This window comes from Roseibium sp. 10G30-5, from assembly GCF_055809635.1.
Genome location: NZ_CM147918.1, coordinates 1,655,771 through 1,680,049, shown reverse-complemented (window position 1 = coordinate 1,680,049; position 24,279 = coordinate 1,655,771). Strand labels below are relative to the sequence as shown.

Sequence of the window (24,279 nt, the reverse complement as noted above, 5' to 3'; positions counted from 1 at the left end):
CGCGATGCGCATCCGCCCTCTTTTCATGATGTCAGGGGATGGTCAAAGCCATCGTCCGTCCGATCAGATGAGCTTTGCCATCGCAACAGCTGTGTCGGCCATGCGGTTGGAGAAGCCCCATTCGTTGTCGTACCAGGACAGAACCGACACCATCGTGCCATCCATGACTTTGGTCTGGTCGAGAGCAACCGTGGACGAATGCGAATCGTGGTTGAAGTCGATCGAGACATTCGGCGCGTTGGTGTAACCCAGAATGCCGTTGAGACGACCGTCAGCCGCTGCGATCAGGGCGTCATTGACCTGCTGCGGATTGACGTCCTTGGATGCGATGAACTTGAAGTCCACCAGTGACACGTTCGGGGTCGGGACGCGAACGGAGATGCCGTCCAGTTTGCCAGCGAGTGACGGGATCACAAGACCGATAGCCTTGGCTGCGCCTGTCGAGGTCGGGATCTGGCTCATGGCTGCTGCGCGACCGCGATAGAGATCCTTGTGCATGGTGTCCAGCGTCGGCTGGTCGCCCGTGTAGGAGTGGATCGTTGTCATCATGCCGCGTTCGATGCCGAATTCGGTGTGCAACACGTCAACCAGCGGCGCGAGGCAGTTGGTCGTGCACGAAGCGTTGGAAACAACCAGATCGTCCTTGGTCAGAACGTCGTGGTTGACGCCGTAGACGATTGTCTTGTCAGCACCGGCAGACGGCGCGGAGACGAGAACGCGCTTTGCGCCTGCTTCCAGATGGACAGCGGCCTTTTCCTTGGCCGTGAAAATGCCCGTGCATTCCAGGGCAATGTCGACGCCCATTTCGCCCCACGGCAGTTCTTTCGGATCGCGGATCGCTGTGACCTTGATCGGCTTGCCGCCGTCGATGATGATCGAATCACCGTCAACCTTGACCTCTGCCGGGAAGCGTCCATGAACGGAATCGAACCGGAGGAGGTGGGCATTCGTTTCAACCGGGCCAAGATCGTTGATCGCCACGACCTCGATGTCGGTCCGACCGGATTCGATGATCCCGCGGAGAACGTTACGGCCGATACGGCCGAACCCGTTGATCGCTACCTTTGCTACCATTTTACACTCCTTGATGAGGCGGACACCGCGAATGGGGTCCGGTAATTCAATGCCCGCAGGCATTTTCAAATTTCACAGGGCCGGGAGCCCCTTTTCAAAAGAGATGCCGGCTCTGCTCATGCAACGCCGACACCTAATCTTCAAGCGTCTTTCGCCAAGCCTTTCTTGGCAGCCGCGATGATCGCTTCGGTGGTGATTCCGAAGTGCTCATACAATTCCTTGTAAGGTCCGCTAGCACCGAATCCTGACATTCCGATGAAGATGCCATCGTTATTGATGAAACGATCCCATCCCATGCGGATGCCGCTTTCGACAGCGATCTTGACCGGGCTGGAGCCGATCAGGGCCGACTTATAATCTTCGGACTGCTGTTCGAAGAGCTCGAAGCTTGGCACGGACACAACGCGGGTTGGAATGCCCTCGGCTGTCAAGGCATCGTAAGCCTCGACGGCCAGTTCGACTTCAGAACCGGAAGCGAACAGCGTGACGTCTGCGTCCTTAGTGCTGTCGCGCAGGACATAGGCGCCGCGAGCGCACTGGTTCTGGTCGTCAAAGGACTTACGCTGGGATTTGAGGTCCTGACGGGTCAAGGCAAGGATCGACGGCTTATCACTGGTTTCGATGGCCAGCTGCCAACATTCAAGCGTTTCCGTGATGTCTGCCGGACGGAAGAACAGAAGGTTGGGGATCGCCCGCAGGGCGGCATAATGTTCAACCGGCTGGTGAGTCGGGCCATCTTCGCCCAGGCCAATGGAGTCATGCGTCATCACATGAATGACACGCTTGCCCATCAGAGCTGCCAGACGGATCGACGGGCGACAATAGTCCGAGAAGATCAGGAAGCCACCGGAGTAGGGCAGAATGCCGCCATGCAGTGCCATGCCGTTCATCGCAGCGGCCATGCCGTGTTCGCGGATGCCATAGTGAATATAACGACCGGAGAAGTCGTCTGGTGTGATGGAGGGCGTTTGCGAGGTGTTGGTGTTGTTCGAGCCGGTCAGGTCGGCAGAGCCGCCAATGGTCTCAGGAATAACGCCGTTGATGACTTCGAGAACCGCCTGTGACGCTTTGCGTGTCGCCATCGTCGGTTGATCTTCTGCAAGCTTCTTCTTGTAGTCCAGAATGGCCTTTTCGAAGCCGGCTGGCAGATCGCCACGGTTGCGACGTTCGAATTCGGCACGAAGTTCTGAATCCTGATCGTCGAAGCGTGCTTTCCACTCCTTATGGGCGTGGCTTGAGCGAAGACCGGCAATGCGCCATGCGTCCAGCGTGTCGCTGGGAACCTCGAAGGCCTCATAGGGCCAGTTCAGGGCTTCGCGAGTGCCTGCGATTTCGTCGGCGCCAAGAGCAGAACCGTGAACCTTGTTGGTGCCGGCTTTGGTCGGCGCGCCGAAGCCGATCGTCGTCTTGGCAGCAATCAGGGTCGGGCGGTCGTTGGATTGGGCCTGACGGAATGCGGCTGCAATCGCCGTGGGGTCGTGACCGTCGATGGCGATTGTCGCCCAGCCAGAAGCTGCAAATCGAGCGAGCTGGTCGGTGCTGTCGCTCAGGTCAACGCTGCCATCAATGGAGATGCCGTTGTTGTCCCAGATAACGATGAGCTTGTTCAGCTTCAGGTGACCGGCCAGCGAAATGGCTTCCTGGCTGATGCCTTCCATGAGGCACCCATCGCCTGCCAACACGTAGGTATGGTGATCAACAATGTCATTGCCGAAACGTGCATTCTGCAGACGCTCCGCAATCGCCATACCGACGGCATTGCCAAGACCCTGACCAAGCGGGCCTGTCGTTGTTTCGATGCCCGCTGCATGACCATATTCCGGATGACCAGCCGTGCGTGCGCCAATTTGGCGGAAATTCTTCAGTTCATCGACGGTGATGTCTTCATAGCCAAGTAGATAAAGCAGGCTGTAGAGGAGCATCGACCCGTGTCCAGCGGACAGCACAAAGCGGTCGCGGTCAGCCCAGTCGGGAGCTGTCGGATCGAACTTCAGGAACTGGGAAAAGAGGACGGTCGCTATGTCGGCAGCGCCCATCGGCAGCCCTGGGTGGCCGGACTTGGCCTTTTCAACGGCGTCAATGGCAAGAAAGCGGATCGCATTTGCCATGCGTTGGTGTTTCTCAAGGTCGGTCATATCTATCCCGTTGCTTTTTATCGGCAGCTCGGTGGCGTGTTCTTTAAGACGGCACCCGAATGGCTTTTAAGCGCCTGGGCGGTTTTAAAAGGCTTTCTGCAGACAGGTAAGCTTTGTGAAACCAAATTCCAGAGGCGTCTGACAAATATCAGGAACCCCGGTCGTGTCAATAAAAGGGTCTTTACGATGCATCGTCCTGCGTCGCTTGCGGGCGAAAGCCATTTGAGGATTGCATCGTGAGCAGGATTGACGCCATATCTCGGGCGCACATACTGTTTCTGACGTTGCTCGAGAGTTCTGGTGGATGGCATAGGACGGGGGCGGCTTTTGGCTGCACCTGGGGTGGAGCGAGACACAAGGCATGTGGGTGCGAGGTGGAGCGGAAGATGGTGAGCCATCGTTTGGCCGCTTTGGATGGGTAATTGTGGATCCGGGGTTATATGAGCGAAGACAATACGGGTAAGACAAGCGACCATGAGGGTCGACGCGCCGGGCCGATTGACGTTGCCTTGAACCGGTTGTTGCGTGCGCTCGGCCAGCTTGAAAATGCGGTTGAGAAACGCATGGAAGCTGACTGGTCCTTGAACGCGCTCCACAAGGACGTTCAGCGGTTGGGAGATGATCGCTCCCGTCTTGCGGATGAACTCGACAAGAGCGAGGCCCGTGCAGAGCGTCTGCATGACGCCAACAAGGATGTGTCGCGCAAGCTGGTGTCGGCCATGGAAAACATTCGCGGCGTATTGGACGCGAGAGAGGGTTAGCAAGCAATGCCGCAAATCAGTGTCACCATTAATGGTCGTGCGTTTCGGATGGCATGTGATGAGGGTGAAGAAGAAAGACTTCTCGGTCTGGCCCAGCGGTTTGACGGTTATATTTCCGAATTGCGCAAGGCATTCGGCGAAATCGGTGATCAGCGTTTGACGGTGATGGCCGGAATCATGGCGACTGACCAGTTGTCGACGCTTGAAACTCAGGTTCTACGCCTTCAGGGCGAACTGAAGAAGCTGCATGGCGAACGTCATGTGGCTGACGAAGATGGTCAGGCGCAGCAAAGCGAGTTTGCCGAGGCGATCGAGAAGGCCGCAGAGCGGATTGAGGGTCTGGCTGAGGACTTGGGCTCTTTGCCAAAGAGCAATTGACGCCGCTCGCCGGATTTCGACTTTATTCAGTAAAAATCGACTGGGCGAGAGCTTTTGAAAGACCGGTTTTCCGGGCTTTCTTGCATTGTTTTGCCGTCAGGCAAAAATGTTCCTGCATCAAAGTGTCGGTGCCTCTGGAAGAGAGCGCCGTGGAGGTCTATATAGGATCAGGCTGCCTGACCCGTCAGGAAACTTATCCCTGGGGCCTTAAGCACTCCTAAGGGAGCTGTCCCTGCTCCGGACCGTGGTCTGTTGCACACGGCGCCCACCTACTTTGTAGGTTCCCAGGATTGCAATTCCAACGATCAGGCGGCTTCTTATCAATTTCTTGTCGTTTGCACATCTGAGGCGTGAAACGGGCTGATCATGACCAAGGCGCAGCAAAAAGACCTCCTGCGCCGCGACCGTCTCGCCAGCCGTGCAGCGCTCGCTCCGACAGTCCGTGCCAGTGTCGCACAAGCCCTTCCTCAGTATGTTGATTGTCTTCCGATTGGTCCCGACCAGATCGTTGCCGGGTTCTGGCCAATCCGCGATGAGATTGATCCGCGCCCTCTGATGGACCGGTTGCGGGCAACAGGTGCGCATCTTTGTCTGCCTGTGGTGGGGGCGCCGCATCTGATCTTTCGGTCCTATGATGTCGATGATGTACTGGAGCCGGCTGGTTTTGGCACGCAAGGTCCACCGTCGACAGCCGCCGAAGTTTTGCCCAATGTGCTTTTGATGCCGCTCGCCGCTTTTGACCATTTGGGAAACCGGATCGGGTATGGTAAGGGGCACTATGACAAAGCGATTGCAGCGCTTGAGCAGCAGGGAAGCGTCACATGCATTGGCCTTGCCTTCGCCTTGCAGGAAGTCGACAGCATTCCCGCTGAGGCGCATGATCGGAAGTTAGACGGGATCTTGACGGAAGCAGGATTTCGCAGCTTCTAACCCGTTGAGGCTTTATGAAAATTCTGTTTCTCGGCGACTTGGTTGGCCGAACCGGACGTACCGTCGTCATTGAAGAACTCCCGTCCATCGTGGAAGAGCAGCAGCTTGATTTTGTTGTCGTCAACGGCGAGAATGCAGCCGCCGGATTCGGCATCACCGAGCAGATCCTGCAAGATGTGCTGGATGCCGGGGCCGATGTCGTCACCACTGGTAATCACATCTGGGATCAGCGTGATACGCTTGTGTATATCGAGCGCCATGACGAGTTGCTTCGCCCGGTGAATTTTCCCAAGGGGACGCCCGGTCGCGGCGCTAATCTGTTTACCGCTCGCAATGGCGCACGTGTGCTTGTGGCCAACGTCATGGGCCGTGTTTACATGGATGCACTGGATGATCCGTTTGCGGCCATGGACCGGGTGGTGAACGAGTGCCCGCTCGGGGAGATTGCCGATGCGATCATCGTCGATATGCATGCTGAAGCCACCAGTGAAAAGCAGGCCATGGGACATTTTCTCGATGGGCGCGTCAGCCTTGTCGTGGGAACGCACACGCATGTGCCAACAGCCGATCATCAAATCCTTCCAGGTGGCACTGCTTATATGAGCGATGCGGGTATGTGTGGCGCTTATGACAGTGTTCTCGGCATGGACAAGGAAGAGCCGGTCAACCGCTTTCAGCGCAAGATCTCTGGTGGCCGGTTTACGCCTGCCACGGGGGAGGCAACGATTTGCGGAGTTGCGATCGAGACTGATGATCGCACCGGTTTGACAACGGCTGTCGGCCCGGTTCGTATCGGTGGCACTCTGGACCCGATCCTGCCGAGCTTTTGGAAGGCTTGACGCCGGTCCATTTCGAATTGAGAGACGGCAATGCGCGAAAACTGGATTTTCCTCGCGTCATTGCCTATAAGCACTGAAAATTTGCAAGATCATATCTGCGCAAGCTGAGACGAGAGACATGGCTGGACATTCAAAATTCAAGAACATCATGCACCGCAAGGGCCGACAGGATGCTGTTCGCTCCAAGATGTTCTCCAAGCTTTCCAAGGAAATCACGGTTGCTGCGAAAATGGGCGATCCGGATCCGGACGCCAATCCGCGTCTGCGTCTGGCGGTCAACAACGCCAAGGCCCAGTCCATGCCGAAGGATAACATCCAGCGTGCGATCAACAAGTCGCAGCAGGGTGATGCCGAGACCTACGAAGAAATCCGCTATGAGGGCTATGGCCCCGCAGGCGTGGCTGTCGTGGTGGAGGCCCTGACGGACAACCGCAATCGGTCGGCGTCCAACATTCGCTCCTATTTCACCAAATGTGGTGGTTCTCTGGGGGAAACCGGATCGGTGTCTTTCATGTTCGACCGGGTGGGCGAGATTACATACAAGCCGGAAGTTGGCAACGCGGAAAGCGTGTTGGAAGCCGGAATTGAAGCGGGTGCCGAAGACGTGCAGTCGGATGAAAGCGGCCACACGATCATCACGGCATTTGAAGATCTGAACGAGGTGTCGAGTGCGCTTGAAACGGCTCTGGGTGAGGCCGATTCTGTGCGTCCGATCTGGAAGCCGCAGAACCTGACACCGGTCGATGCCGAAAAAGCACAAACGCTGATGAAGCTGATCGATATGCTGGAAGACGATGATGACGTGCAGAATGTCTATGCCAACTACGATATTGATGACGAGACATTCGCATCCTTGAGCTGATCGGCGTGAGACGACGCGTCACGGTGTAGAAGAATCTTGCCGTCTTTTCAGGCAGTCCCGGTTTCACATCGGGGCTGCCTTTTTTGTTTATGAGGATCTTTGACATGCTCGATGCAATGGTGATTGAGATTTACGAGGGAACGCAGCGCGATGCGAAGACCTTGCAAGAGCGTAGTCTGAAATTATGCGAGGAAGCGGGCGAAGTGGCGCAAGCCGTGCTGAGTGCGACGGGCGCGCCGGGGTCAGGCTACAAAGGGCTGACCCGCGCCGATGTGCGTGAGGAGGCAGCCGATACGGCTATTGTCGCTCTGTCGGTTCTGGCGCAGACTTGCGACAGCGAGGAAGAGTATCGGTCCGCCCTGCAGGCCTTGTTTTCCGCAAAGATAGGCAAATGGCAAGCCGCTCTGGCGCGGGGCTGAAGCCCGTGCTTTGCCGCAAGGTTCACCCCCTCGGAAAAGCCTTATCGCAAGACATTATCCAGCAGTGGCAGGCTGGAGATCGCAGACAGGGCGATCAGGGTGTACGCCACCCAGCGATAACTGCTCTCAGCCGCCGTCCCGAAATGGCGCGAACCAAGGGTCAGGCCAAGGGCATAACTCGGCGCTCCGATGATCAGGAAGCCGATCAGCTTTGCGGTGAAAAAGCCTTGCAGGAAATAGGCAAACGCCGTGCCGATGCTGGCCAGAGTGAAATAGACAATCAGATTTGCGCGTACGATGGCCGGGGTGTTCTTGCCTGTCAGCCAGAAGGCAATCATCGGTGGCCCACCTACCTGACTGACACCTGCCAGAAACCCTGCCAATGATCCGGCGCCAAAGCTGACGGCTGTGCCGGGCTTTCCCTTGTATCGCCAGCCTGAGATGAGCAAAAGCAACAGGCTCGTCACGATCAGGCACAGAAACCAACGTAAATACAGCACATCGGCAGTCACCAGAAGCCATGCTCCGGCCTGCACGCAGATTAAAGCAGCGACGGCGGCTGGAATGATCGAGCGCCAGTGACAGACGCGGGTTGCGCGGGCCAGCAGTGGCAAGCCGATCAGTCCATCGAGAATAAGAAAGCCTGCGGCAGCCATCTGCGGCGCGATCAGGCTGGCGGCCACTGGCATGAAGATCATCGCCCCGCCGAAGCCTGCAAATCCGCGCACGAAACCCGCGACGAGCAAAACAAGCGCAAGCGCGATCAGCGTCGTTGGGGGCGCAAAGGCAAAAAGGCGGATCATGGTATTATAAAAGCCTGAAAACTGGGCGTTAGCCTTCGATAGAATGCAATGCTGCTAGCGTCAATGCTTCTTATTTGTTACCGGTTTGTTCTATGATACATGCGATTCAGAATCATTGGCATCGATCCCGGTCTGCGACGCACAGGTTGGGGCTTGATTGAGGTTCTTGGAAACAAGTTGACGTTTCTGGGGTCGGGAACCGTAACCTCCGACAACAAGAAAGATCTGGCACAGCGCCTGGTGCAGTTGCACGACGGATTGCAGTCTGTGCTCGACAGTACGGATCCGATGGAGGCGGCTGTTGAGCACACATTCGTCAACAAGGATGCCGGGGCGACGCTGAAGCTGGGTCAAGCGCGCGGTATTGCGCTGCTGGTTCCTGCTCTGGCGGGGCTGACTGTCGCCGAATATGCACCCAATCTGGTCAAGAAGACTGTTGTTGGTACCGGGCATGCCGAGAAGGAGCAGATCAGGGCGATGGTGAAGGTTCTCATGCCGCGTGCAACGTTTAATTCCGATGACGCAGCCGATGCGCTGGCCATCGCTATCTGTCATGCTCACCACCGCAGCGCGACAACCGGGCGTATGGCACAGGCAGGGGCCAAATGATCGGAAAACTGAGAGGCTCCATCGACAGCTATGGCGAGGATTATGTCATCCTTGATGTGCATGGCGTCGGGTATCAGGTGCATTGTCCTTCGCGGATCTTGCAACAATTGCCACGGGCGGGCGAACCAGCCGTTCTGTCCATTGAGACTATCGTGCGCGAGGATATGATTCGCCTCTATGGCTTTTATGATGAAGCGGAGCGCGAGTGGTTCCGCCTGCTGATGACAGTACAGGGCGTCGGTGCCAAGGTGGCTCTTGCTATCTTGGGGATCCTCAAGGCCAGCGAAATTGCCAATGCCATTGCCTTGAGTGACAAGGCAACCATTTCGCGTGCGCCGGGTGTGGGCAAACGCGTGGCAGAGCGCATCCTGGCAGAACTCAGGGAAAAGGCTCCGGCCTTTGCAAGCGTCGACAGCGACACCATCAGCGTGTCGCAGGCAGCGCAGGATCCGGTCTCCGGGCGGCCGGTGGCGGAAGCTGTTTCTGCTCTCACCAACCTCGGCTATGCTCAGGCAGAAGCAAGTGCTGCGGTGGCGCGGGCGGTTCAGTCGCAGGGCGACGACGCGACAACCGAAGTTCTGATCCGGGTTGGTTTGAAGGAACTCGCGCGATAATGGTTTTTGTGTATGGGTTGATTGCGATCCTGTTTCTGACGTCGTCTATTTTTGGCGTGCTGTATCTGGACTATCGCTTTTCGCAGACCGTCGATGGTTGTTCGTTTGCCGTCAAGGGGCGGCGGATTATCAGCGATGACCCCTATGTGCGGCGGCAGTTTCGCAAATACAATCTCATCCGCATGGTCTATTGCGTGGTGCTTGTGGCAATCCTGATTCTGGTGGTCTCTCATGTCGGATGACAAGCGGCTCGTGACGCCGGAAATTCGCGGCGATGAAATTGATACGACGATGCGTCCTCAAGGCCTCGACGAATTCGTGGGGCAGGCGAAAGCGCGGGCCAATCTCAAGATCTTTATCGAGGCGGCGAAGTCGCGCAATGAAGCACTGGACCATGTGCTGTTCGTCGGACCTCCCGGTCTTGGCAAGACAACGCTGGCGCAGATCATGGCGCGCGAGTTGGGCGTGAATTTTCGCGCCACCTCCGGCCCGGTGATCGCCAAGGCAGGTGATCTTGCTGCGCTGCTCACCAATCTGGAAGAGCGTGACGTCTTGTTCATCGACGAAATTCATCGGTTGAACCCGGCCGTCGAGGAAGTGCTTTATCCCGCGATGGAGGATTATCAACTTGATCTGATCATCGGCGAAGGACCAGCGGCACGCTCGGTCAAGATTGATCTTGCCCGGTTCACACTGGTGGCGGCCACCACGCGCCTTGGATTGCTGACGACCCCACTCAGAGATCGTTTCGGCATTCCTGTACGGTTGCAGTTTTACACCGTTCCCGAGTTGGAGCACATCGTCAATCGCGGCGCGCGCATTCTGGGAATTGGCATGGCTGAGGATGGCGCTCATGAAATTGCCAAGCGGTCCAGAGGCACACCGCGCATTGCCGGTCGTTTGCTGCGTCGGGTGCGTGATTTTGCTCTGGTTGCTGGAATTGACACGGTGGATCGGGGGCTGGCGGATCGCGCGCTGTCTCAACTCGAGGTTGATGCGGCAGGGCTCGACAGCCTTGATCTGCGGTATCTCAATCAGATTGCTCTCAATTTCGGTGGCGGCCCTGTGGGCATCGAGACGATTGCGGCGGCCTTGTCCGAACCGCGCGACGCCATCGAGGAAATCGTCGAACCCTATCTGATCCAGTCTGGCTTTTTGCAGCGGACGCCGCGGGGGCGCGTGTTGACTCGTCGCGCCTTTCAGCATTTGGGGCTGGCTGTGCCTGAAAAGATGGACAGTGTTCAGGTAGGTCTTTTTAACGAGTAAACTATAATACGGTATTTTACTTAAACTGCCCCAGCGTTAAATCTTTGTTTTGTTTCCCTGCTCACACTATGCAAAAGTCAAAATGGTGAGCGCTGTGCGGAAAAGTCTATCGATTAAAGTGTCCATGGTGTTTCTTGTTGGAGCACTGTTCCTTTGCATTTCAATTATCGCAGTCACGTCGTTTGCCTCGCAGCGCGCAGCGGTCATGCAGGCCAACACTGCGCTTATGGGGGCGACGGCCGGGAAGAACGCCATCCTGGATCTCACGCTTCGCCAGGCCGGAAGCGAGACACGGTTGTTCAGTTCTCTTGAGCAGGCCCGCAATGCCTTGATGAAAATGACGGTAGGCTGGAAGAACCTGAAGCAGGATCAGTCAAATATCCTGCGAAAGATTTTCATAGACGATAATCCTGAAAAAGCTCCGGATCGATATCGCTACCTCGCCGAGGGCGTGAAAAATTTCTACGTTCGCAATCATGAGACGGTTCAGGCGAGTGTGGGCGATTATCTCCAGCAAAGCATGTTTTCCGATCTGGCCTTGTCCGATCCCAATGGCAATATTCTTTATACCTACAATAAAGGTCCAGAGTTCGCACAGCAGGCCAATGATCCGAGCTTGAGCGGGAATCCGATGGCCAACGCCATTCAATCTGTGATCGACAGCAAGCCCGATCCAAAGCAAAAAGGCTCTGGTCTGGTCAGTTCCGGATTTGTGACCTCGTCTTCAGGAGAGGTGTCGCTGGTCATGGCGGTACCGGTGTTTTATCTGGATCGTTTTTTCGGCGTCGCAGGGCTTCGGCTCAAGACACAGAATATCATCGACATCGTTGCACGCCATACAGGTATGGGGGCAAGCGAACATGGTTTGCTTCGGGACAGTGCAGGACAGCTTTTGGCAGTCAAGCTCGGCAGTTCCGAGGGGAAACTGCTGCCGATGGGGGTGTTTGACGATAAGACCGGAGAGCTGAACCTCGATGGTGAATCTTACCATTTCACTCGTGTCGAAGGTTCTGTTGTGGGGAAGCCCTATGCGATTTTCACAGTCATTCGTCAAACCGAGTTGCTGGCGCCAGCCCGTCACATCACGTTGATGGCCGTGGGGGTTGGTATTCTTTGCCTTGTTCCTGTTGCGATTTTCATCCTCTGGCTGACACGGCGCTTGTTTGCCCCATTGGCAAGCCTTGAGGCGTCGACGCGTAAACTGGCGGATGGAGATCTGTCGGTTGAGGTTTCGTCGTTGACCCGAAGCGATGAGATCGGTGCCCTAGCGCGGTGTATTGCCATCTTCAAGGAAAATTCGCAGGAACGAGAACGTTTGGCGGGCCTGCAAAAGACAGACGTGGAAATGCGCAAGGGGCGGGAAGAAAAGGTCGATGATCTTATCAGCCATTTTCGCGCGGAAGCTCAGTCGATCCTGTCGTCGGTTGAAGACAATATGGAGCGTTTGTCCCATTTGTCGGCTGATTTGAGCAAGCGGTCGGATACAGGCGGCGGAGCGGGGCACTGTATCGGAAAAGAATGCTGCCGATACATCTTCCAATGTGCAGGCGGTGGCGTCGGCGACGGAAGAGTTGAATGCTTCAATCGGCGAAATCACTCGACAGGTGACGAGTTCGGCAGAGATCGTTGCCAGCACAGCGGCCACCGCGCAGGCTTCCAATGATAAGGTCGCGGGCTTGGCGCAGGCCGCTAGCAAGATTGGCGATGTCGTGTCGCTCATCTCGGATATTGCGGCGCAGACCAATCTTCTGGCATTGAATGCGACTATCGAAGCCGCCCGCGCAGGCGAGGCGGGCAAAGGATTTGCCGTTGTGGCATCGGAAGTCAAAAGCCTGTCTGAGCAAACCGCGCGAGCGACGGGCGAAATTTCTTCACAGATTTCGGCAATCCAATCGTCTACGGCGACAGCTGTCGAAGAGATCCAGCGCGTTTCCACATCGATGGAAGACGTCAGTGCCTATAGTGAGACAATCGCAGACGCTGTACGCCAGCAAGGTTATGCCACGAACGAGATCACCAGTAACATTACCACAGGCGGCGGCGGGCTCCATGCAGGTGTCTGAGGCGGTGAGTATTCTGAATCATGACATCAACGAGAATTCGACGGCGATTGCCGAAATGACACAGGCAATGGAGACGGTGAAAGCACAGGCCGAAAGGATGAATGTGTCCGTTGAAAGTTTCTTGCGCGACGTGGCCGCAGTTTGATCCGGGAACTGGCGTTGGCATTGTGAGGGCCGTTTGTTGTTTGCACCTCGAAGGGGCTGTCTGATATGCCCGGCAAGGGAAACAAATGACAATGGGAACCTTGCTCATGGCGACTTGGCCGGATCTTGCCGGACATCTTGATGCGGGAGTGCATGTGCTCCCGGTGCGGGTCTATTATGAAGACACCGATTTCACCGGCGTCGTTTATCATGGCTCCTATGTTCGGTTCTTTGAACGTGGACGATCTGACTTTCTGCGTCTCGCCGGAGTGCAACATCAGCAATTGCAATTGCGCGAAGACGGTTCCATTGTCTTCGCTGTGCGCAAGCTGGATCTGGAATTTTTCAGGCCTGCAACCATCGACGATCTTCTCGAGGTGCGCACGGTTTTGGTGTCTGCTCGGGGCGCTCGCCTGATCATGCAGCAAGAAATTGTGCGTGACGGAGAAATACTTGTGCAGGCTGATTTGTCGGTCGCAGTCATTTCCGATCAAAATCGCCCGGTCCGCCTGCCTGCTGACGTTCTTGCGCTTCTTGTTGATTATCTCCGTGAAAAATGACGACTTCCCGCCGTTTTGGTGCCAAGGATGAATGCTGCCCTAAACGAGGCAGTCACATTTATTCCAATAAATACTGATGCTCTTAAGCTTCCAGTAACCTTAATTGATTCTCTTGGGCGGTAATCTAAAGTCTGTATCGGGTCCCAGTTTTGCCAAAATCGACCGTCACAGAGACTTTGGATCTGGAGTCCTTTGATGCGGGGACCCTGAAACTCCGCTTCGGAAAACTATCAGCAATACACACGGCCAAGAGGGCTATAGTTTCATGAATGACCTCGTCCAATCGACGCTATCCAGTCCTGGCGGCGGCATTTCGTTTTTTTCCCTGTTCTGGGAAGCGCATATCGTTGTCAAAATCGTCATGGTTGGACTGCTGGGCGCTTCCGTCTGGTGTTGGGCGATCATCGTCGACAAACTCATGCTTTTCTCTCGCACACGCCGTCAGATGAACCGGTTTGAGACCGTGTTCTGGTCGGGCCAGTCGCTGGAAGAATTATACGGTACGCTGCAAAGCCGAACCAATCACGGTATGGCGGCCTTGTTCGTCGCTGCGATGCGCGAATGGAAGCGCAGCCACGAAGGCGCGCGTCCGGCCATTGCCAGCCTGCAACAGCGCATCGATCGGGTGATGGATGTCACTATCCAACGCGAGGCGGAGCGGCTTGAGAGCCGACTGCTCGTGCTAGCCACCGTTGGGTCTGCGGGTCCTTTCATTGGCCTTTTCGGTACGGTTTGGGGTATCATGACCGCATTCCAGGCCATTGCGAGTTCGGAGAGTTCCAATCTTGCAGTTGTGGCGCCGGGGATTGCGGAAGCCTTGTTCGCTACGGCGTTGGGTCTTCTGGCGGCCATTCCGGCGGTTATCGCCTACAACAAGCTGTCCTCCGACGTGTCGAGAACGATCGGCCGGATGGAAGCTTTCGCGGACGAGTTCACCGCCATCCTGTCGCGTCAGATAGACGAAAGGTCCTGATCCCATGGCCATGCAGACGGGCGCCGGAGCAGGTGCAGGCCGGGGTCGGCGAGGTCGCCGACGCCGTCGCCATCAGCCGATGAGCGAAATCAACGTGACGCCATTTGTTGACGTCATGCTCGTGCTGTTGATCATCTTCATGGTGTCGGCCCCTCTGTTGACAGTCGGAGTGCCGATTGATTTGCCGAAGACTCAGGCCAAGGCGCTGGAAGGGGATAAGGAGCCGATCACGATTTCGGTCGATTCCAAGGGGCAGATCTACATTCAGGACACAGAGCTTGCGGTCGATCAGGTCGTTCCCAAGCTCAAGGCGATTGCCAAGAACGGCTACAATGAACGTATCTATGTCCGTGGGTCCAAGGATGCGGACTACGGTACGATGATGGAGATCATGGGTCGGATCAATGCAGCAGGGTTCAAGCGCCTCGGCCTTGTGACACTGCAGAATAAACAGGATCAGTAACGGCATATGCGCGCAGGTCTCATGGCGTCCCTTGTTGGGCACGCGGCCATATTGTTGTGGGGGGTGATCGTGCTCCCAGACGCCGAGCGGTTTAATGTCAAACCGGTCGAGTCGATGCCTGTCGACCTGGTGCCAATCGACGAGTTCACGAAACTTCAGAAGGGTGAGAAGACCGAGACGAAGATTCTGGACAAGGGGGCGCTGAAAACGACCAAGACGCCGCCGAAAAAATCTGAAGAAGCTGCGAAGACGCCGGGAGACCAGAAGGCACAACGGCAACCGCCGCCCGCGCCGCAACCGGCTCCTGAACCTCAGAAGCAGCCTGAAAAGCCTGCGCCGAAGCAGACACCGCCGAAGCCTGCACCAGAGCCGGCAAAGGCGGAACCCGCCAAACCGGCGCCTGAGCCTGCAAAAGCAGAGCCGAAAGTGGAACCTGCCAAACCGGTGAAGACGGCTGCGACACCGCCAGCACCTGAGAAAGCACCGGATCCGGCGCCAGCGGATGCTCCGAAGGAAAAGACGCCGGACGAGAAGAAGCCGCCAGAGAAAAAGGCCGAGGAAAAGCCCGAGACGCCGAAGACGGAAGAGACCAAGGTTGCCAAGGCCGAGGAGGCGAAGCCGCAACCCATCCGCACCAACACGATGCCGATGAGCAAGCCCGCGCCGCCGAAGCCGAAGGAAGACACGACGCGCAAGCCGCCGGAAGAGCAGAAGAAGAAAGACGATTTCAGTCCGAACCAGATTGCTGCCCTTTTGAACAAGGTTCAGCCTGAAGGCGGTTCGCCTGACCAGTCGAAGCAACCAGCGTCGCTGGGGAGCCATACGGGCGAGGAAAACGTCAAGATGACCATGTCCGAGCTGGATGCCTTGCGCGGACAGATTGCCCGCTGCTGGAACCCGCCGATTGGTGCGGTGGGAGCCGACACGCTGGATGTGAAGGTTCGTTTCTCGTTGTCTCAAAATGGCGAGGTGACCGGCTCACCACAGGTCGTCAACAGCAGTTCTAATCCGGCGTTTCGGGCTGCGTCGAGCAGCGCCGTGCGTGCGGTGATGCGGTGCGGGCCTTACAAGTTGCCGGCTGACAAATATGAAGCCTGGAAAGAAGTCATCATCAATTTTGACCCCCGTGAACTCCTCGGCGGTTAGGACATTGCAGAGGAAGCAAGGAGCTATGTCAAAAATGCGTGACGCGAATAGTATCGCTTATTTCATGTCCCGTTTCCGAGCGGTGGCCGCCCTTTGCCTGTTGACCCTGTTTGGCGCATTGGCGTCGTCCCCGGCCTTTGCATTGGTCGAGATCGACGTAACACAAGGCCACGTTGAGCCCATGCCGATCGCCTTGCCGTCGTTTTCCGGCGAGGGCGAGGATGCTAAGTTGGCAGCCGACATGACCTCGGTGATTTCGGCCGATCTCAAACGGTCCGGGTTGTTCAAACCTCTGGACCCGGCCAGCTACATTCAGAAAAATATTGGCGTCACCACCAAACCGCGGTTTGGCGACTGGCGCACGATCGGGGCGCAGGCCATGGTCGCTGGCACGGTGACGCGTCAGGGCGATGGCCGTCTGCGGGCAGAGTTTCGTTTGTGGGACATCTTTGCTTCGCAGCAGATGCTGGGCCAGCAGTTCTATACCACACCGGACAACTGGCGGCGTCTGGCGCATATCATCGCGGATGCGATCTATCAGCGTCTGACGGGTGAAAAAGGCTATTTTGATACCCGTATCGCCTTCATCGCCGAGACCGGACCAAAGAACAAACGCGTCAAACGTCTGGCAATCATGGATCAGGACGGAGCTAATGTGCGCTACCTGACCAAGGGCGCCAATCTGGTTCTGACGCCGCGTTTCTCGCCCAGTTCTCAGGAAATCACCTACATGTCCTATGGTGGGTCGGAGCCGAGCGTCTATTTGTTGAATATTGAAACAGGTCAGCGCGAGATTGTCGGAAACTTCCCCGGCATGACGTTTGCACCAAGGTTCTCTCCTAACGGTCAGGATGTGGTGATGAGCCTGCAACAGGGTGGCAATGCCAATATCTATGAAATGGACCTGCGGTCGCGCAAGACGACCCGACTGACGGATACGCCCGCCATTGATACGAGCCCGTCCTTCTCTCCGGATGGCAAGCAGGTGGTGTTCGAATCCGACCGTGGCGGCTCGCAGCAGCTCTACGTCATGAACGAGGACGGCAGCAATCAGCACCGGATCTCGTTTGGTCCCGGTCTTTATTCGACGCCGGTCTGGTCGCCGCGTGGAGACCTCATTGCCTTCACAAAGCAGCATAAGGGGCGTTTCATGATCGGCATTATGAAGCCCGATGGAAGCGGTGAACGTATTCTGACCGAAGGCTATCACAACGAAGGTCCGGCGTGGGCCCCCAATGGTCGCGTGATCACCTTCTTCCGTGACACTCCGGGTGCCAACGGGGGGCCGCAGCTCTGGACGGTGGACCTCACCGGTTACAATGAGCAACGGATTCCGACACCCGCCTTTGCGTCTGACCCATCGTGGTCGCCGCTGATAGATTGATGTGTAATTCCACCCTCCTCCTGTGAAGAGGGTGGGGGAACCGATGCACTTGTGAAAGCGCGTGTTCGGTGGTCCCCGACCAAGATGAGACAGACCAAAATCCTCGCCGCAAATCGGAGAGGTCAAGGAGAATTGAAAAATGTTCGAAGTAACGAAAATTTTGCGCGGCATGCGATTTGTTGCCGTTCTGGGTGCCGTCCTGATGGTCGCCGCCTGTGCGTCGACTGATCGCGGCAACATGAATGGTGCCAATGGTGGTGCCAATGGCATGAACGCCAATGTCCCGCGTGGGTCCAGCCAGGATTTTGCCGTTAACGTCGGTGACCGCGTTCACTTCCTGGAAAACCAGACGACCCTGAGCTCTGAAGCCCGTTCGATTCTCGACAAGCAGGCTCAGTGGCTGGGTAAATACTCCAACTATGGCATCACCATTGAAGGTCATGCCGATGAGCGTGGAACGCGTGAATATAACCTGGCGCTGGGCGCTCGTCGTTCCGAAATGGTGCGTGACTATCTCGTGTCGCGCGGTATTGCCGCATCGCGTATCAAGACGATCTCTTACGGTAAAGAACGCCCGATCGCTGTGTGTGACAACGAAAGCTGCTGGTCGCAGAACCGTCGTGCAGTCACCGTTCTGCGGGGCGGCAACTAAGCGATCATTTTTGATCACGCAAATCTGATCTCAGGCGGAAAAGGGGCGGCAACGCCCCTTTTCTTGTTTTATTTCCCGCCAACAACGGGAAAAATGCCGCACTGCCAAATTTTGGCCGAACTCCAAGTGGCCTTGTGCTATTCCTTGCCGAAATCATTCAATGATCGGCAGATCTGGTTTTTCTGGAGGTAATCATGGCGAGTTTGCGGAGCTACAAGCTCCTTGTATCTGTGGCGGCAGTCGCGCTTGTCTTTGCGACGCCTTCCCAAGCCCAGTTTTTCGGTCACAAGGCATCGACTGGGGATGATACAGGTCTTCGGCTGAATCAGCTTGAAGACCGCATGCGCACGATGACGGGCAAGATCGAAGAGTTGTCGCATCAGGTGCGTCAGTTGCAGGATGAATTGCGCCGTACGCAATCCGATAACGAATACCGGTTTGATCAGCTTGAGGGCAACGGTGCCGGTGGTTCAAATGGTGCAGGAAATAAACCGGGCAAGCGCTCTGATGCTGGCAGCACTACAGGCAGAACAGTGGGGCGTCCGAGACCGCTGCGGTGTCTGCGAGTACCCAACGCGCTGCAAGCCAAAGCAATTCCGATCAGGACGAATGGTCGAGCAACAACCCCAATCAGGATGACACCGGCGGCAATGGCGCTCCGATTGACTTGTCCACACTCGCCTCTGGCGGCGGTGGCAGCGATTCCGGGTTCGATATGACGGATGATCAAGGCAGCTCGGATGGCACGGCCACAGCTGAAACATCTAATTTGCCGCCAAAAGAACTGTACAACAATGCTTACAACAAGGCTGTGAACGGCGACTACAAAACATCAGAGCGTGAGTTCAAGATTTTTGTTGCGCAGTATCCCGACGACAAATTGGCGGCGAGCGCGCAATATTGGCTGGGCGAGAGTTATTTCGCGCAGAAGAATTACAAGGATGCGGCGGACGCCTTTCTCAAGGCATACACGGACCATCCGGACAGCGAAAAGACAACAGACAGTTTGCTGAAGCTGGGTTTGTCGCTTGAAGGGTTGGGAGAAAAGCAGGCAGCTTGTGCCACATTCTCGGAGCTTGTGACCAAGTTCCCGGGCGCTGCTCCTGCGACCTTGGAAAAAGCGCGTAAGGAAAGCCAGCGCAATCGCTGTACCTGACTGGCAGGAGGGGTTCTCTTTGCCTGAGGGTGACTTGATCCATCTTTTTGAGGGTCTTTTGGATCAGGGAGCGGTTGCGCTGGCTGTTTCGGGAGGAGCTGATTCAATCGCTCTTCTGATGGCCTTTGCGACTCTGGAAGGAGCGGTCTCGCTGGACCGGGCGGGCTGTGGTTCTCACCGTTGATCATCAGCTTCGATCTGAAAGCGGTGCAGAAGCAGCCTTTGTCGCTCAAATTGCGCAGCGTCTTGGTTTGCCTCATCAGATCCTGACGTGGGACGGTCCGAAGCCCGAGAGCAACCGGCAGGCAGAAGCACGCAGCGCCCGGTATCAGTTGCTTGGTGCCGCGATGACGGCTTTCGGGGCAACTCGGCTGCTGCTTGGCCACCATGCTGACGACCAGACCGAGACGTTTCTGGATCGGTTGACGCGAGGGAGTGGTGTTTACGGCCTAGGTGGTATGGCTGCCGACGAGCCACATGGCCCTTGCGGGCTGCATCTGTTGCGGCCTTTGCTCACCGTGGAACGAGCCGCGCTCGTGGCATTTCTTCGGCAGCGCGGGCAGGGCTGGTGCGAAGATCCAAGCAACCGTAATCGATCCTACAAACGTTCACGCCTTCGCCGGGTCGCGGAGGATCTGCGCCGTGAGGGTTTGTCGCAGGCGCGCCTGACTGAAACCATTTTTCGGCTTCACCGGGCAGGGGCTGCGATTGACGTCTGGGTTGATCAAGTGTTGGCCTCAGCATTAGAGGTTCATCCGGCAGGCCCGGTCCGACTGCCTTTTTCCGTGCTTGACACGCTGCCCGATGAAGTGCGGCTACGTCTTCTTGCGCGCTTGATCCGTCAAGTTACGGGGCAGGTTCAAACACCTCGTCTGGTTAAGCTTGAAGCGGTGTCTGAGGCCTTGCGCAGCGATGCCGTCCGGCAGTCGCTCGGAGGGGCTGAATTTGCACTTCACGCTGGGCATGTTGCTGTTTGGCGCGAGATGGGGCGGGTGCCGCCGGAGACAGTTCGTGTCGCCGACTATCTAAGCGGCGGCGATTTCGTCTGGGACCGGCGGTTTTGCTTGCGCTTGACGCATGCCGCTCACAAGGAAATGATCTCTGATGATCTGCATCTTGGTGCCCTGGCTCAGGCCCCAGTTGTCAGCACAGAGTTGGATGTTCCACGTGACTGGCCGAAGATTGCATTTCAGCGCGCACCGGCGCTCTGGAATGATGCGGGGTTGCTGGTGGTGCCGGGCCTTCAAAAAGCCACCGACCCCTTGCAGGGTGCACATCAGAGGCAACTCTTGGGGCTGATTGAACGTTTGACCTGACTGGATGGTGACTTGACGTGAGAAGCTGAAGCAGGCAGGTCTCGCCAAACGTGTGATGTGTGAAGCGCTGGTGCCATGACACACCAGAGTTTCTCAAGGTTTCGCAACTCTGGCCTTGGCGGGGTCTGCAAGGGCTGTGGATGCACTTTCTCTTAAGAAAAAGTCAAAGGAGGTACGGTAGAACACGTCACCGCCTTGGCAGAGGCCTACAAGCAACCTATCTTTGTCATAAGGAAGAAAACCCGTGCTAGTCGCCGCTCGGGCGGACAAGGGATCGAAATGAACGCAAATTTTCGCAACTTCGCACTCTGGGTGATCATCGCACTGCTGTTGATCGCGCTCTTTCAGCTGTTTCAAAGTCGCTGGCCAGCAGACCGCCTCCAATGAGGTCGCGTTCTCGCAGTTTCTGAACCAGGTCGATCGAGGTGAGGTTCGCGACGTTATTATTCAGCAGCAGCAGGTCTCCGGTCATTACAACACTGGTGGCACCTTCAAGAGTTATGCGCCTGAAGGGGCTTCAACTTATCTCAAGCAGCTCCGCGACAAGGGTGTTCAGATCACCGCGCGTCCGCCGTCCGAGCGCTCATCGTTGTTGACTGCCCTGATTTACTGGTTGCCGATGATCATCATTCTCGGGATCTGGATTTTTGTGATGCGTCAGATGCAGGGGTCTGGTGGCAAGGCAATGGGCTTTGGCAAGTCCAAGGCCAAGCTGCTGACCGAAGCGCATGGACGGGTGACATTTGAAGATGTCGCCGGCATTGACGAAGCCAAGGAAGATCTTCAGGAAATTGTTGAGTTTTTGCGGGATCCGCAAAAGTTCCAGCGTCTTGGTGGTCGTATTCCCCGTGGTGTTCTGCTTGTCGGCCCTCCGGGGACGGGGAAGACGCTTACGGCGAGAGCCGTGGCTGGTGAAGCAAATGTGCCATTTTTCACCATCTCCGGGTCTGATTTCGTTGAAATGTTCGTGGGTGTTGGTGCGAGTCGTGTGCGCGACATGTTCGAACAGGCCAAGAAAAATGCTCCTTGCATCATCTTCATTGATGAAATTGATGCCGTCGGTCGTCACCGTGGTGCCGGTATGGGCGGTGGCAATGATGAGCGCGAGCAAACCTTGAACCAGTTGCTGGTGGAGATGGATGGTTTTGAAGCCAACGAAGGCGTCATCATCATTGCTGCGACCAACCGTCCTGACGTTCTTGATCAAGGCGCTGATGCGACCGGGCCGTTTTGACCGTCAGATCGTTGTTCCTAATCCGGACATCACTGGCCGTGAAAAGATCCTCAAGGTCCACATGCGCAAGGTGCCGTTGGCTCCCGATGTCGATGTCAAGACATTGGCACGTGGCACAGCCTGGTTTCTCGGGTGCGGATTTGATGAATCTCGTCAATGAGGCAGCGCTTCTGGCTGCCCGCCGGTCGAAGCGGCTGGTGATGATGGCCGAGTTCGAAGATGCCAAAGACAAGGTGATGATGGGTGCGGAACGCCGCACGCTGGTCATGACCGAAGAAGAAAAGAAGCTGACGGCTTATCATGAAGCTGGTCATGCTCTGGTGGCTTTGCATCAGCCAGCGTCTGATCCGATCCACAAGGCGACGATCATTCCGCGTGGACGTGCGTTGGGTATGGTCATGCGCCTTCCGGAGAAGGATCAGGTTTCGCTGACACGTGCCAAGTGCAAGGCCGATCTGGCTGTTGCGATGGGTGGCCGTGTGGCCGAGGAAATGATTTTCGGTTACGAGAAAGTCACGTCTGGAGCCTCTGGTGATATCCAGATGGCGACGAAGCTGGCGCGGGCTATGGCCACGCAATACGGTATGTCCGACAAGTTGGGGCCGCTGCTTTATGGCGACAACCAGGAAGAGATGTACATGGGCCATTCTGTCGGTCGCAATCAAAGTGTTGCCGACGAGACCCAGCAGATTGTTGATGCGGAAATCAAGACCTTCGTCAACACCGGATATGAGACTGCAAAGGCGATTCTGACCGAGTTTGAAGATCAGCTTCATACCATTGCGCAGGGTTTGCTCGAATATGAAATGCTGTCCGGCGTGGAGATCAAGGATCTGCTGGACGGCAAGCCGCCCGTACGTGATACCGATGACGATCAGCCGGTTGGCCGTTCCTCTGCTGTTCCGCCCACGGGCACCAAGCGCGGAGAGAGCGAAGCCAGTGGCGGCATGGAACCTCAGCCCTGAGGCCTGATTTTCCATCACTGAGACGTTTGAGAATGCCCGGATCCGTCCGGGCATTTTTGCGTTCTGCGTAACAAAGCAATATATTTTTTGAAGCGCGTTTACCGGTGGTTCACGATACAAGACGCATACCCGCGACGTTTGAAATGCGACGAGCAAGGATCGATTAACCGATGCGCAAGTTTTTTGGGACGGATGGTATCCGTGGACGAGCCAATGTTTATCCGATGACCGCCGAAATGGCGATGCGTGTCGGCATGGCTGCAGGCCTGGCCTACAAGAACGGGCTGCATCGGCATCGCGTTGTGATTGGCAAGGACACGCGCTTGTCTGGCTATATGCTGGAGAATGCACTGGTGGCTGGTTTTACCTCTGTTGGAATGGATGTCATGCTGCTGGGGCCGATGCCTACGCCCTCAGTTGCCATGTTGACCCGGTCGTTGCGGGCCGACCTTGGCGTCATGGTGTCTGCCTCGCACAATCCGTTTGAAGATAATGGCATCAAGTTTTTCGGGCCCGATGGCTTCAAGCTGAGTGATGACGTCGAGCGGCAAATCGAAAGCCTGATGGAAACTGAATTGGCGCCGCAATTGTCGGTGGCCTCGGACCTTGGGCGTGCCAAGCGCGTCGAAAGTGCACAAGAGCGCTATATTGAGTTTGCCAAGCGCACCTTGCCCCGCGAGATGAGCCTTGAAGGCCTGCGCGTGGTTGTCGACTGTGCAAATGGTGCTGCCTATAAAGTTGCCCCTGAAGCGCTGTGGGAGCTGGGTGCAGATGTGGTGACGATGGGGGTCACCCCGGATGGATACAACATCAACAAGGACTGCGGCTCCACCTCAACAGCTGCGCTGGCTGAAAAGGTGCATGAAGTGCGTGCCGACGTTGGTATCGCGCTGGACGGTGATGCGGACCGCCTGATCATTATCGACGAAAAGGGCGAGGAAGTTGACGGCGATCAGTTGATGGCGGTGATTGCTCAGTTCTGGCATGCGAATGACCGTTTGTCCCGCCCAGGGATCGTTGCGACGGTGATGTCGAACTTGGGTCTGGAGCGCTATCTGGGGTCGCTGGGTCTTGAGCTGGCGCGCACCAAGGTTGGTGACCGCTACGTCGTTGAGCGGATGCGAGCTGAAGGATTTAATGTTGGGGGTGAACAGTCAGGCCACATCGTCCTGTCGGACTTTGCCACAACCGGTGATGGACTGATTGCGGCTTTGCAAATTCTTGCCTGCATCAAGGATCATGGCGCTCCTGCGTCTGAAGTTTGTCGGCGGTTTGAGCGTGTGCCACAAATTTTGCAGAATGTTCGCTACAGCGGTGGTCAGCCTCTGCAGCTTGCAAACGTTAAGGAAGCTATTGCAGATGGCGAAGGTCGACTGAACGGTCAGGGCCGCCTGGTGATCCGGGCATCGGGGACCGAGCCGTTGATCCGCGTTATGGCAGAGGGAGACGATGATCATCTCGTTCGCTCTGTTGTCTCTGATATTGTTGGTGTTTTGTCGAGCAGTGCTGCGTGATTCAGAGAGTTGTTCTCTG

General features: G+C 56.4%; 25 protein-coding genes, 1 other RNA gene and 1 pseudogene. 24 read left to right on the top strand and 3 right to left on the bottom strand.

Annotation, left to right across the window (positions count from 1 at the left end):
• Positions 1 to 63 precede the first annotated feature (63 nt).
• Both gap and tkt read right to left on the bottom strand, forming a co-directional pair.
• Positions 64 to 1,074: a type I glyceraldehyde-3-phosphate dehydrogenase gene (gene gap, locus AC0L7U_RS08490; protein WP_473695296.1), complete on the bottom strand. Its 1,011-nt coding sequence runs from the start codon at positions 1,072 to 1,074 to the stop codon at positions 64 to 66.
• 140 nt (positions 1,075 to 1,214) lie between these two features.
• The gene (tkt, locus tag AC0L7U_RS08485; protein ID WP_473695294.1) at positions 1,215 to 3,209 is read right to left on the bottom strand and encodes a transketolase; all 1,995 of its coding nucleotides are present in this window, start codon (positions 3,207 to 3,209) and stop codon (positions 1,215 to 1,217) included.
• A 440-nt stretch (positions 3,210 to 3,649) separates the two neighbouring features.
• On the opposite strand from tkt, the gene AC0L7U_RS08480 reads away from it, so the two are divergent.
• The 7 genes from AC0L7U_RS08480 to AC0L7U_RS08450 all read left to right on the top strand — a co-directional run bounded on the left by AC0L7U_RS08480 (position 3,650) and on the right by AC0L7U_RS08450 (position 7,398).
• Positions 3,650 to 3,970 (top strand): DUF4164 domain-containing protein, encoded by a 321-nt coding sequence (locus AC0L7U_RS08480; RefSeq protein WP_473695292.1) that lies wholly within the window; start codon positions 3,650 to 3,652, stop codon positions 3,968 to 3,970.
• Positions 3,971 to 3,976: 6 nt separating this feature from the next.
• Positions 3,977 to 4,348 carry a cell division protein ZapA gene (locus tag AC0L7U_RS08475; RefSeq protein ID WP_473695290.1) on the top strand — a complete coding sequence of 124 codons (372 nt, stop codon included), beginning with the start codon at positions 3,977 to 3,979 and terminating at the stop codon, positions 4,346 to 4,348.
• 166 nt (positions 4,349 to 4,514) lie between these two features.
• Positions 4,515 to 4,668: non-coding RNA, 6S RNA (ssrS, locus tag AC0L7U_RS08470), on the top strand.
• 46 nt (positions 4,669 to 4,714) lie between these two features.
• Positions 4,715 to 5,278: a 5-formyltetrahydrofolate cyclo-ligase gene (locus AC0L7U_RS08465; RefSeq protein WP_473695289.1), complete on the top strand. Its 564-nt coding sequence runs from the start codon at positions 4,715 to 4,717 to the stop codon at positions 5,276 to 5,278.
• A gap of 14 nt (positions 5,279 to 5,292) precedes the next feature.
• On the top strand, positions 5,293 to 6,117 hold the full coding sequence (locus AC0L7U_RS08460) for a TIGR00282 family metallophosphoesterase (RefSeq protein WP_473695288.1): 825 nt from the start codon (positions 5,293 to 5,295) through the stop codon (positions 6,115 to 6,117).
• Between the two features lie 118 nt (positions 6,118 to 6,235).
• A complete protein-coding gene (locus AC0L7U_RS08455; RefSeq protein ID WP_473695286.1) occupies positions 6,236 to 6,979 on the top strand; it encodes a YebC/PmpR family DNA-binding transcriptional regulator in 744 nt (247 codons plus the stop codon).
• 104 nt (positions 6,980 to 7,083) lie between these two features.
• Positions 7,084 to 7,398: a MazG-like family protein gene (locus AC0L7U_RS08450; protein WP_473695284.1), complete on the top strand. Its 315-nt coding sequence runs from the start codon at positions 7,084 to 7,086 to the stop codon at positions 7,396 to 7,398.
• A 41-nt stretch (positions 7,399 to 7,439) separates the two neighbouring features.
• On the opposite strand, the gene AC0L7U_RS08445 is transcribed toward AC0L7U_RS08450, so the two are convergent.
• On the bottom strand, positions 7,440 to 8,201 hold the full coding sequence (locus AC0L7U_RS08445) for a TSUP family transporter (protein WP_473695282.1): 762 nt from the start codon (positions 8,199 to 8,201) through the stop codon (positions 7,440 to 7,442).
• A 99-nt stretch (positions 8,202 to 8,300) separates the two neighbouring features.
• Here AC0L7U_RS08445 and ruvC point away from each other — a divergent pair, with 99 nt between their 5' ends.
• The 17 genes and pseudogenes from ruvC (at position 8,301) to glmM (ending at position 24,260) form a co-directional block, all read left to right on the top strand.
• Positions 8,301 to 8,810, top strand: coding sequence for a crossover junction endodeoxyribonuclease RuvC (gene ruvC, locus AC0L7U_RS08440; RefSeq protein WP_473695280.1), 510 nt, complete (start codon positions 8,301 to 8,303; stop codon positions 8,808 to 8,810).
• The gene (gene ruvA / locus AC0L7U_RS08435; RefSeq protein WP_473695279.1) at positions 8,807 to 9,424 is read left to right on the top strand and encodes a Holliday junction branch migration protein RuvA; all 618 of its coding nucleotides are present in this window, start codon (positions 8,807 to 8,809) and stop codon (positions 9,422 to 9,424) included. Before ruvC ends, ruvA begins: the two co-directional genes overlap by 4 nt.
• The gene (locus tag AC0L7U_RS08430; RefSeq protein ID WP_473695276.1) at positions 9,424 to 9,666 is read left to right on the top strand and encodes an endonuclease; all 243 of its coding nucleotides are present in this window, start codon (positions 9,424 to 9,426) and stop codon (positions 9,664 to 9,666) included. Before ruvA ends, AC0L7U_RS08430 begins: the two co-directional genes overlap by 1 nt.
• On the top strand, positions 9,656 to 10,690 hold the full coding sequence (gene ruvB / locus AC0L7U_RS08425; RefSeq protein ID WP_473695274.1) for a Holliday junction branch migration DNA helicase RuvB: 1,035 nt from the start codon (positions 9,656 to 9,658) through the stop codon (positions 10,688 to 10,690). Before AC0L7U_RS08430 ends, ruvB begins: the two co-directional genes overlap by 11 nt.
• Before the next feature lie 124 nt (positions 10,691 to 10,814).
• Entirely contained in the window at positions 10,815 to 12,353 is a 1,539-nt protein-coding gene (locus AC0L7U_RS08420) for a HAMP domain-containing protein (RefSeq protein WP_473695272.1), read from the top strand.
• The gene (locus AC0L7U_RS08415) at positions 12,295 to 12,753 is read left to right on the top strand and encodes a methyl-accepting chemotaxis protein (protein WP_473695270.1); all 459 of its coding nucleotides are present in this window, start codon (positions 12,295 to 12,297) and stop codon (positions 12,751 to 12,753) included. The genes AC0L7U_RS08420 and AC0L7U_RS08415 overlap by 59 nt, the downstream gene beginning before the upstream one ends.
• Before the next feature lie 4 nt (positions 12,754 to 12,757).
• The gene (locus AC0L7U_RS08410) at positions 12,758 to 12,898 is read left to right on the top strand and encodes a hypothetical protein (RefSeq protein WP_473695268.1); all 141 of its coding nucleotides are present in this window, start codon (positions 12,758 to 12,760) and stop codon (positions 12,896 to 12,898) included.
• A 106-nt stretch (positions 12,899 to 13,004) separates the two neighbouring features.
• The gene (gene ybgC / locus AC0L7U_RS08405) at positions 13,005 to 13,457 is read left to right on the top strand and encodes a tol-pal system-associated acyl-CoA thioesterase (protein WP_473695266.1); all 453 of its coding nucleotides are present in this window, start codon (positions 13,005 to 13,007) and stop codon (positions 13,455 to 13,457) included.
• A 265-nt stretch (positions 13,458 to 13,722) separates the two neighbouring features.
• Positions 13,723 to 14,430, top strand: a complete 708-nt coding sequence (gene tolQ / locus AC0L7U_RS08400) for a protein TolQ (RefSeq protein ID WP_473695264.1) — start codon at positions 13,723 to 13,725, stop codon at positions 14,428 to 14,430.
• 4 nt (positions 14,431 to 14,434) lie between these two features.
• Positions 14,435 to 14,893, top strand: a complete 459-nt coding sequence (gene tolR / locus AC0L7U_RS08395) for a protein TolR (protein WP_473695262.1) — start codon at positions 14,435 to 14,437, stop codon at positions 14,891 to 14,893.
• 69 nt (positions 14,894 to 14,962) lie between these two features.
• The gene (locus AC0L7U_RS08390; protein ID WP_473695260.1) at positions 14,963 to 16,039 is read left to right on the top strand and encodes an energy transducer TonB; all 1,077 of its coding nucleotides are present in this window, start codon (positions 14,963 to 14,965) and stop codon (positions 16,037 to 16,039) included.
• 64 nt (positions 16,040 to 16,103) lie between these two features.
• A complete protein-coding gene (tolB, locus tag AC0L7U_RS08385; RefSeq protein WP_473695715.1) occupies positions 16,104 to 17,423 on the top strand; it encodes a Tol-Pal system beta propeller repeat protein TolB in 1,320 nt (439 codons plus the stop codon).
• Positions 17,424 to 17,562: 139 nt separating this feature from the next.
• Positions 17,563 to 18,075: a peptidoglycan-associated lipoprotein Pal gene (pal, locus tag AC0L7U_RS08380; protein WP_473695258.1), complete on the top strand. Its 513-nt coding sequence runs from the start codon at positions 17,563 to 17,565 to the stop codon at positions 18,073 to 18,075.
• Positions 18,076 to 18,631: 556 nt separating this feature from the next.
• Complete coding sequence (gene ybgF / locus AC0L7U_RS08375) at positions 18,632 to 19,231, top strand: tol-pal system protein YbgF (protein ID WP_473695256.1); 600 nt, start codon at positions 18,632 to 18,634, stop codon at positions 19,229 to 19,231.
• A 125-nt stretch (positions 19,232 to 19,356) separates the two neighbouring features.
• A complete protein-coding gene (tilS, locus tag AC0L7U_RS08370; protein ID WP_473695254.1) occupies positions 19,357 to 20,547 on the top strand; it encodes a tRNA lysidine(34) synthetase TilS in 1,191 nt (396 codons plus the stop codon).
• A gap of 279 nt (positions 20,548 to 20,826) precedes the next feature.
• Positions 20,827 to 22,746: pseudogene (gene ftsH, locus AC0L7U_RS08365) on the top strand (ATP-dependent zinc metalloprotease FtsH).
• Positions 22,747 to 22,916: 170 nt separating this feature from the next.
• Entirely contained in the window at positions 22,917 to 24,260 is a 1,344-nt protein-coding gene (gene glmM, locus AC0L7U_RS08360) for a phosphoglucosamine mutase (protein ID WP_473695252.1), read from the top strand.
• Positions 24,261 to 24,279: the final 19 nt, after the last annotated feature.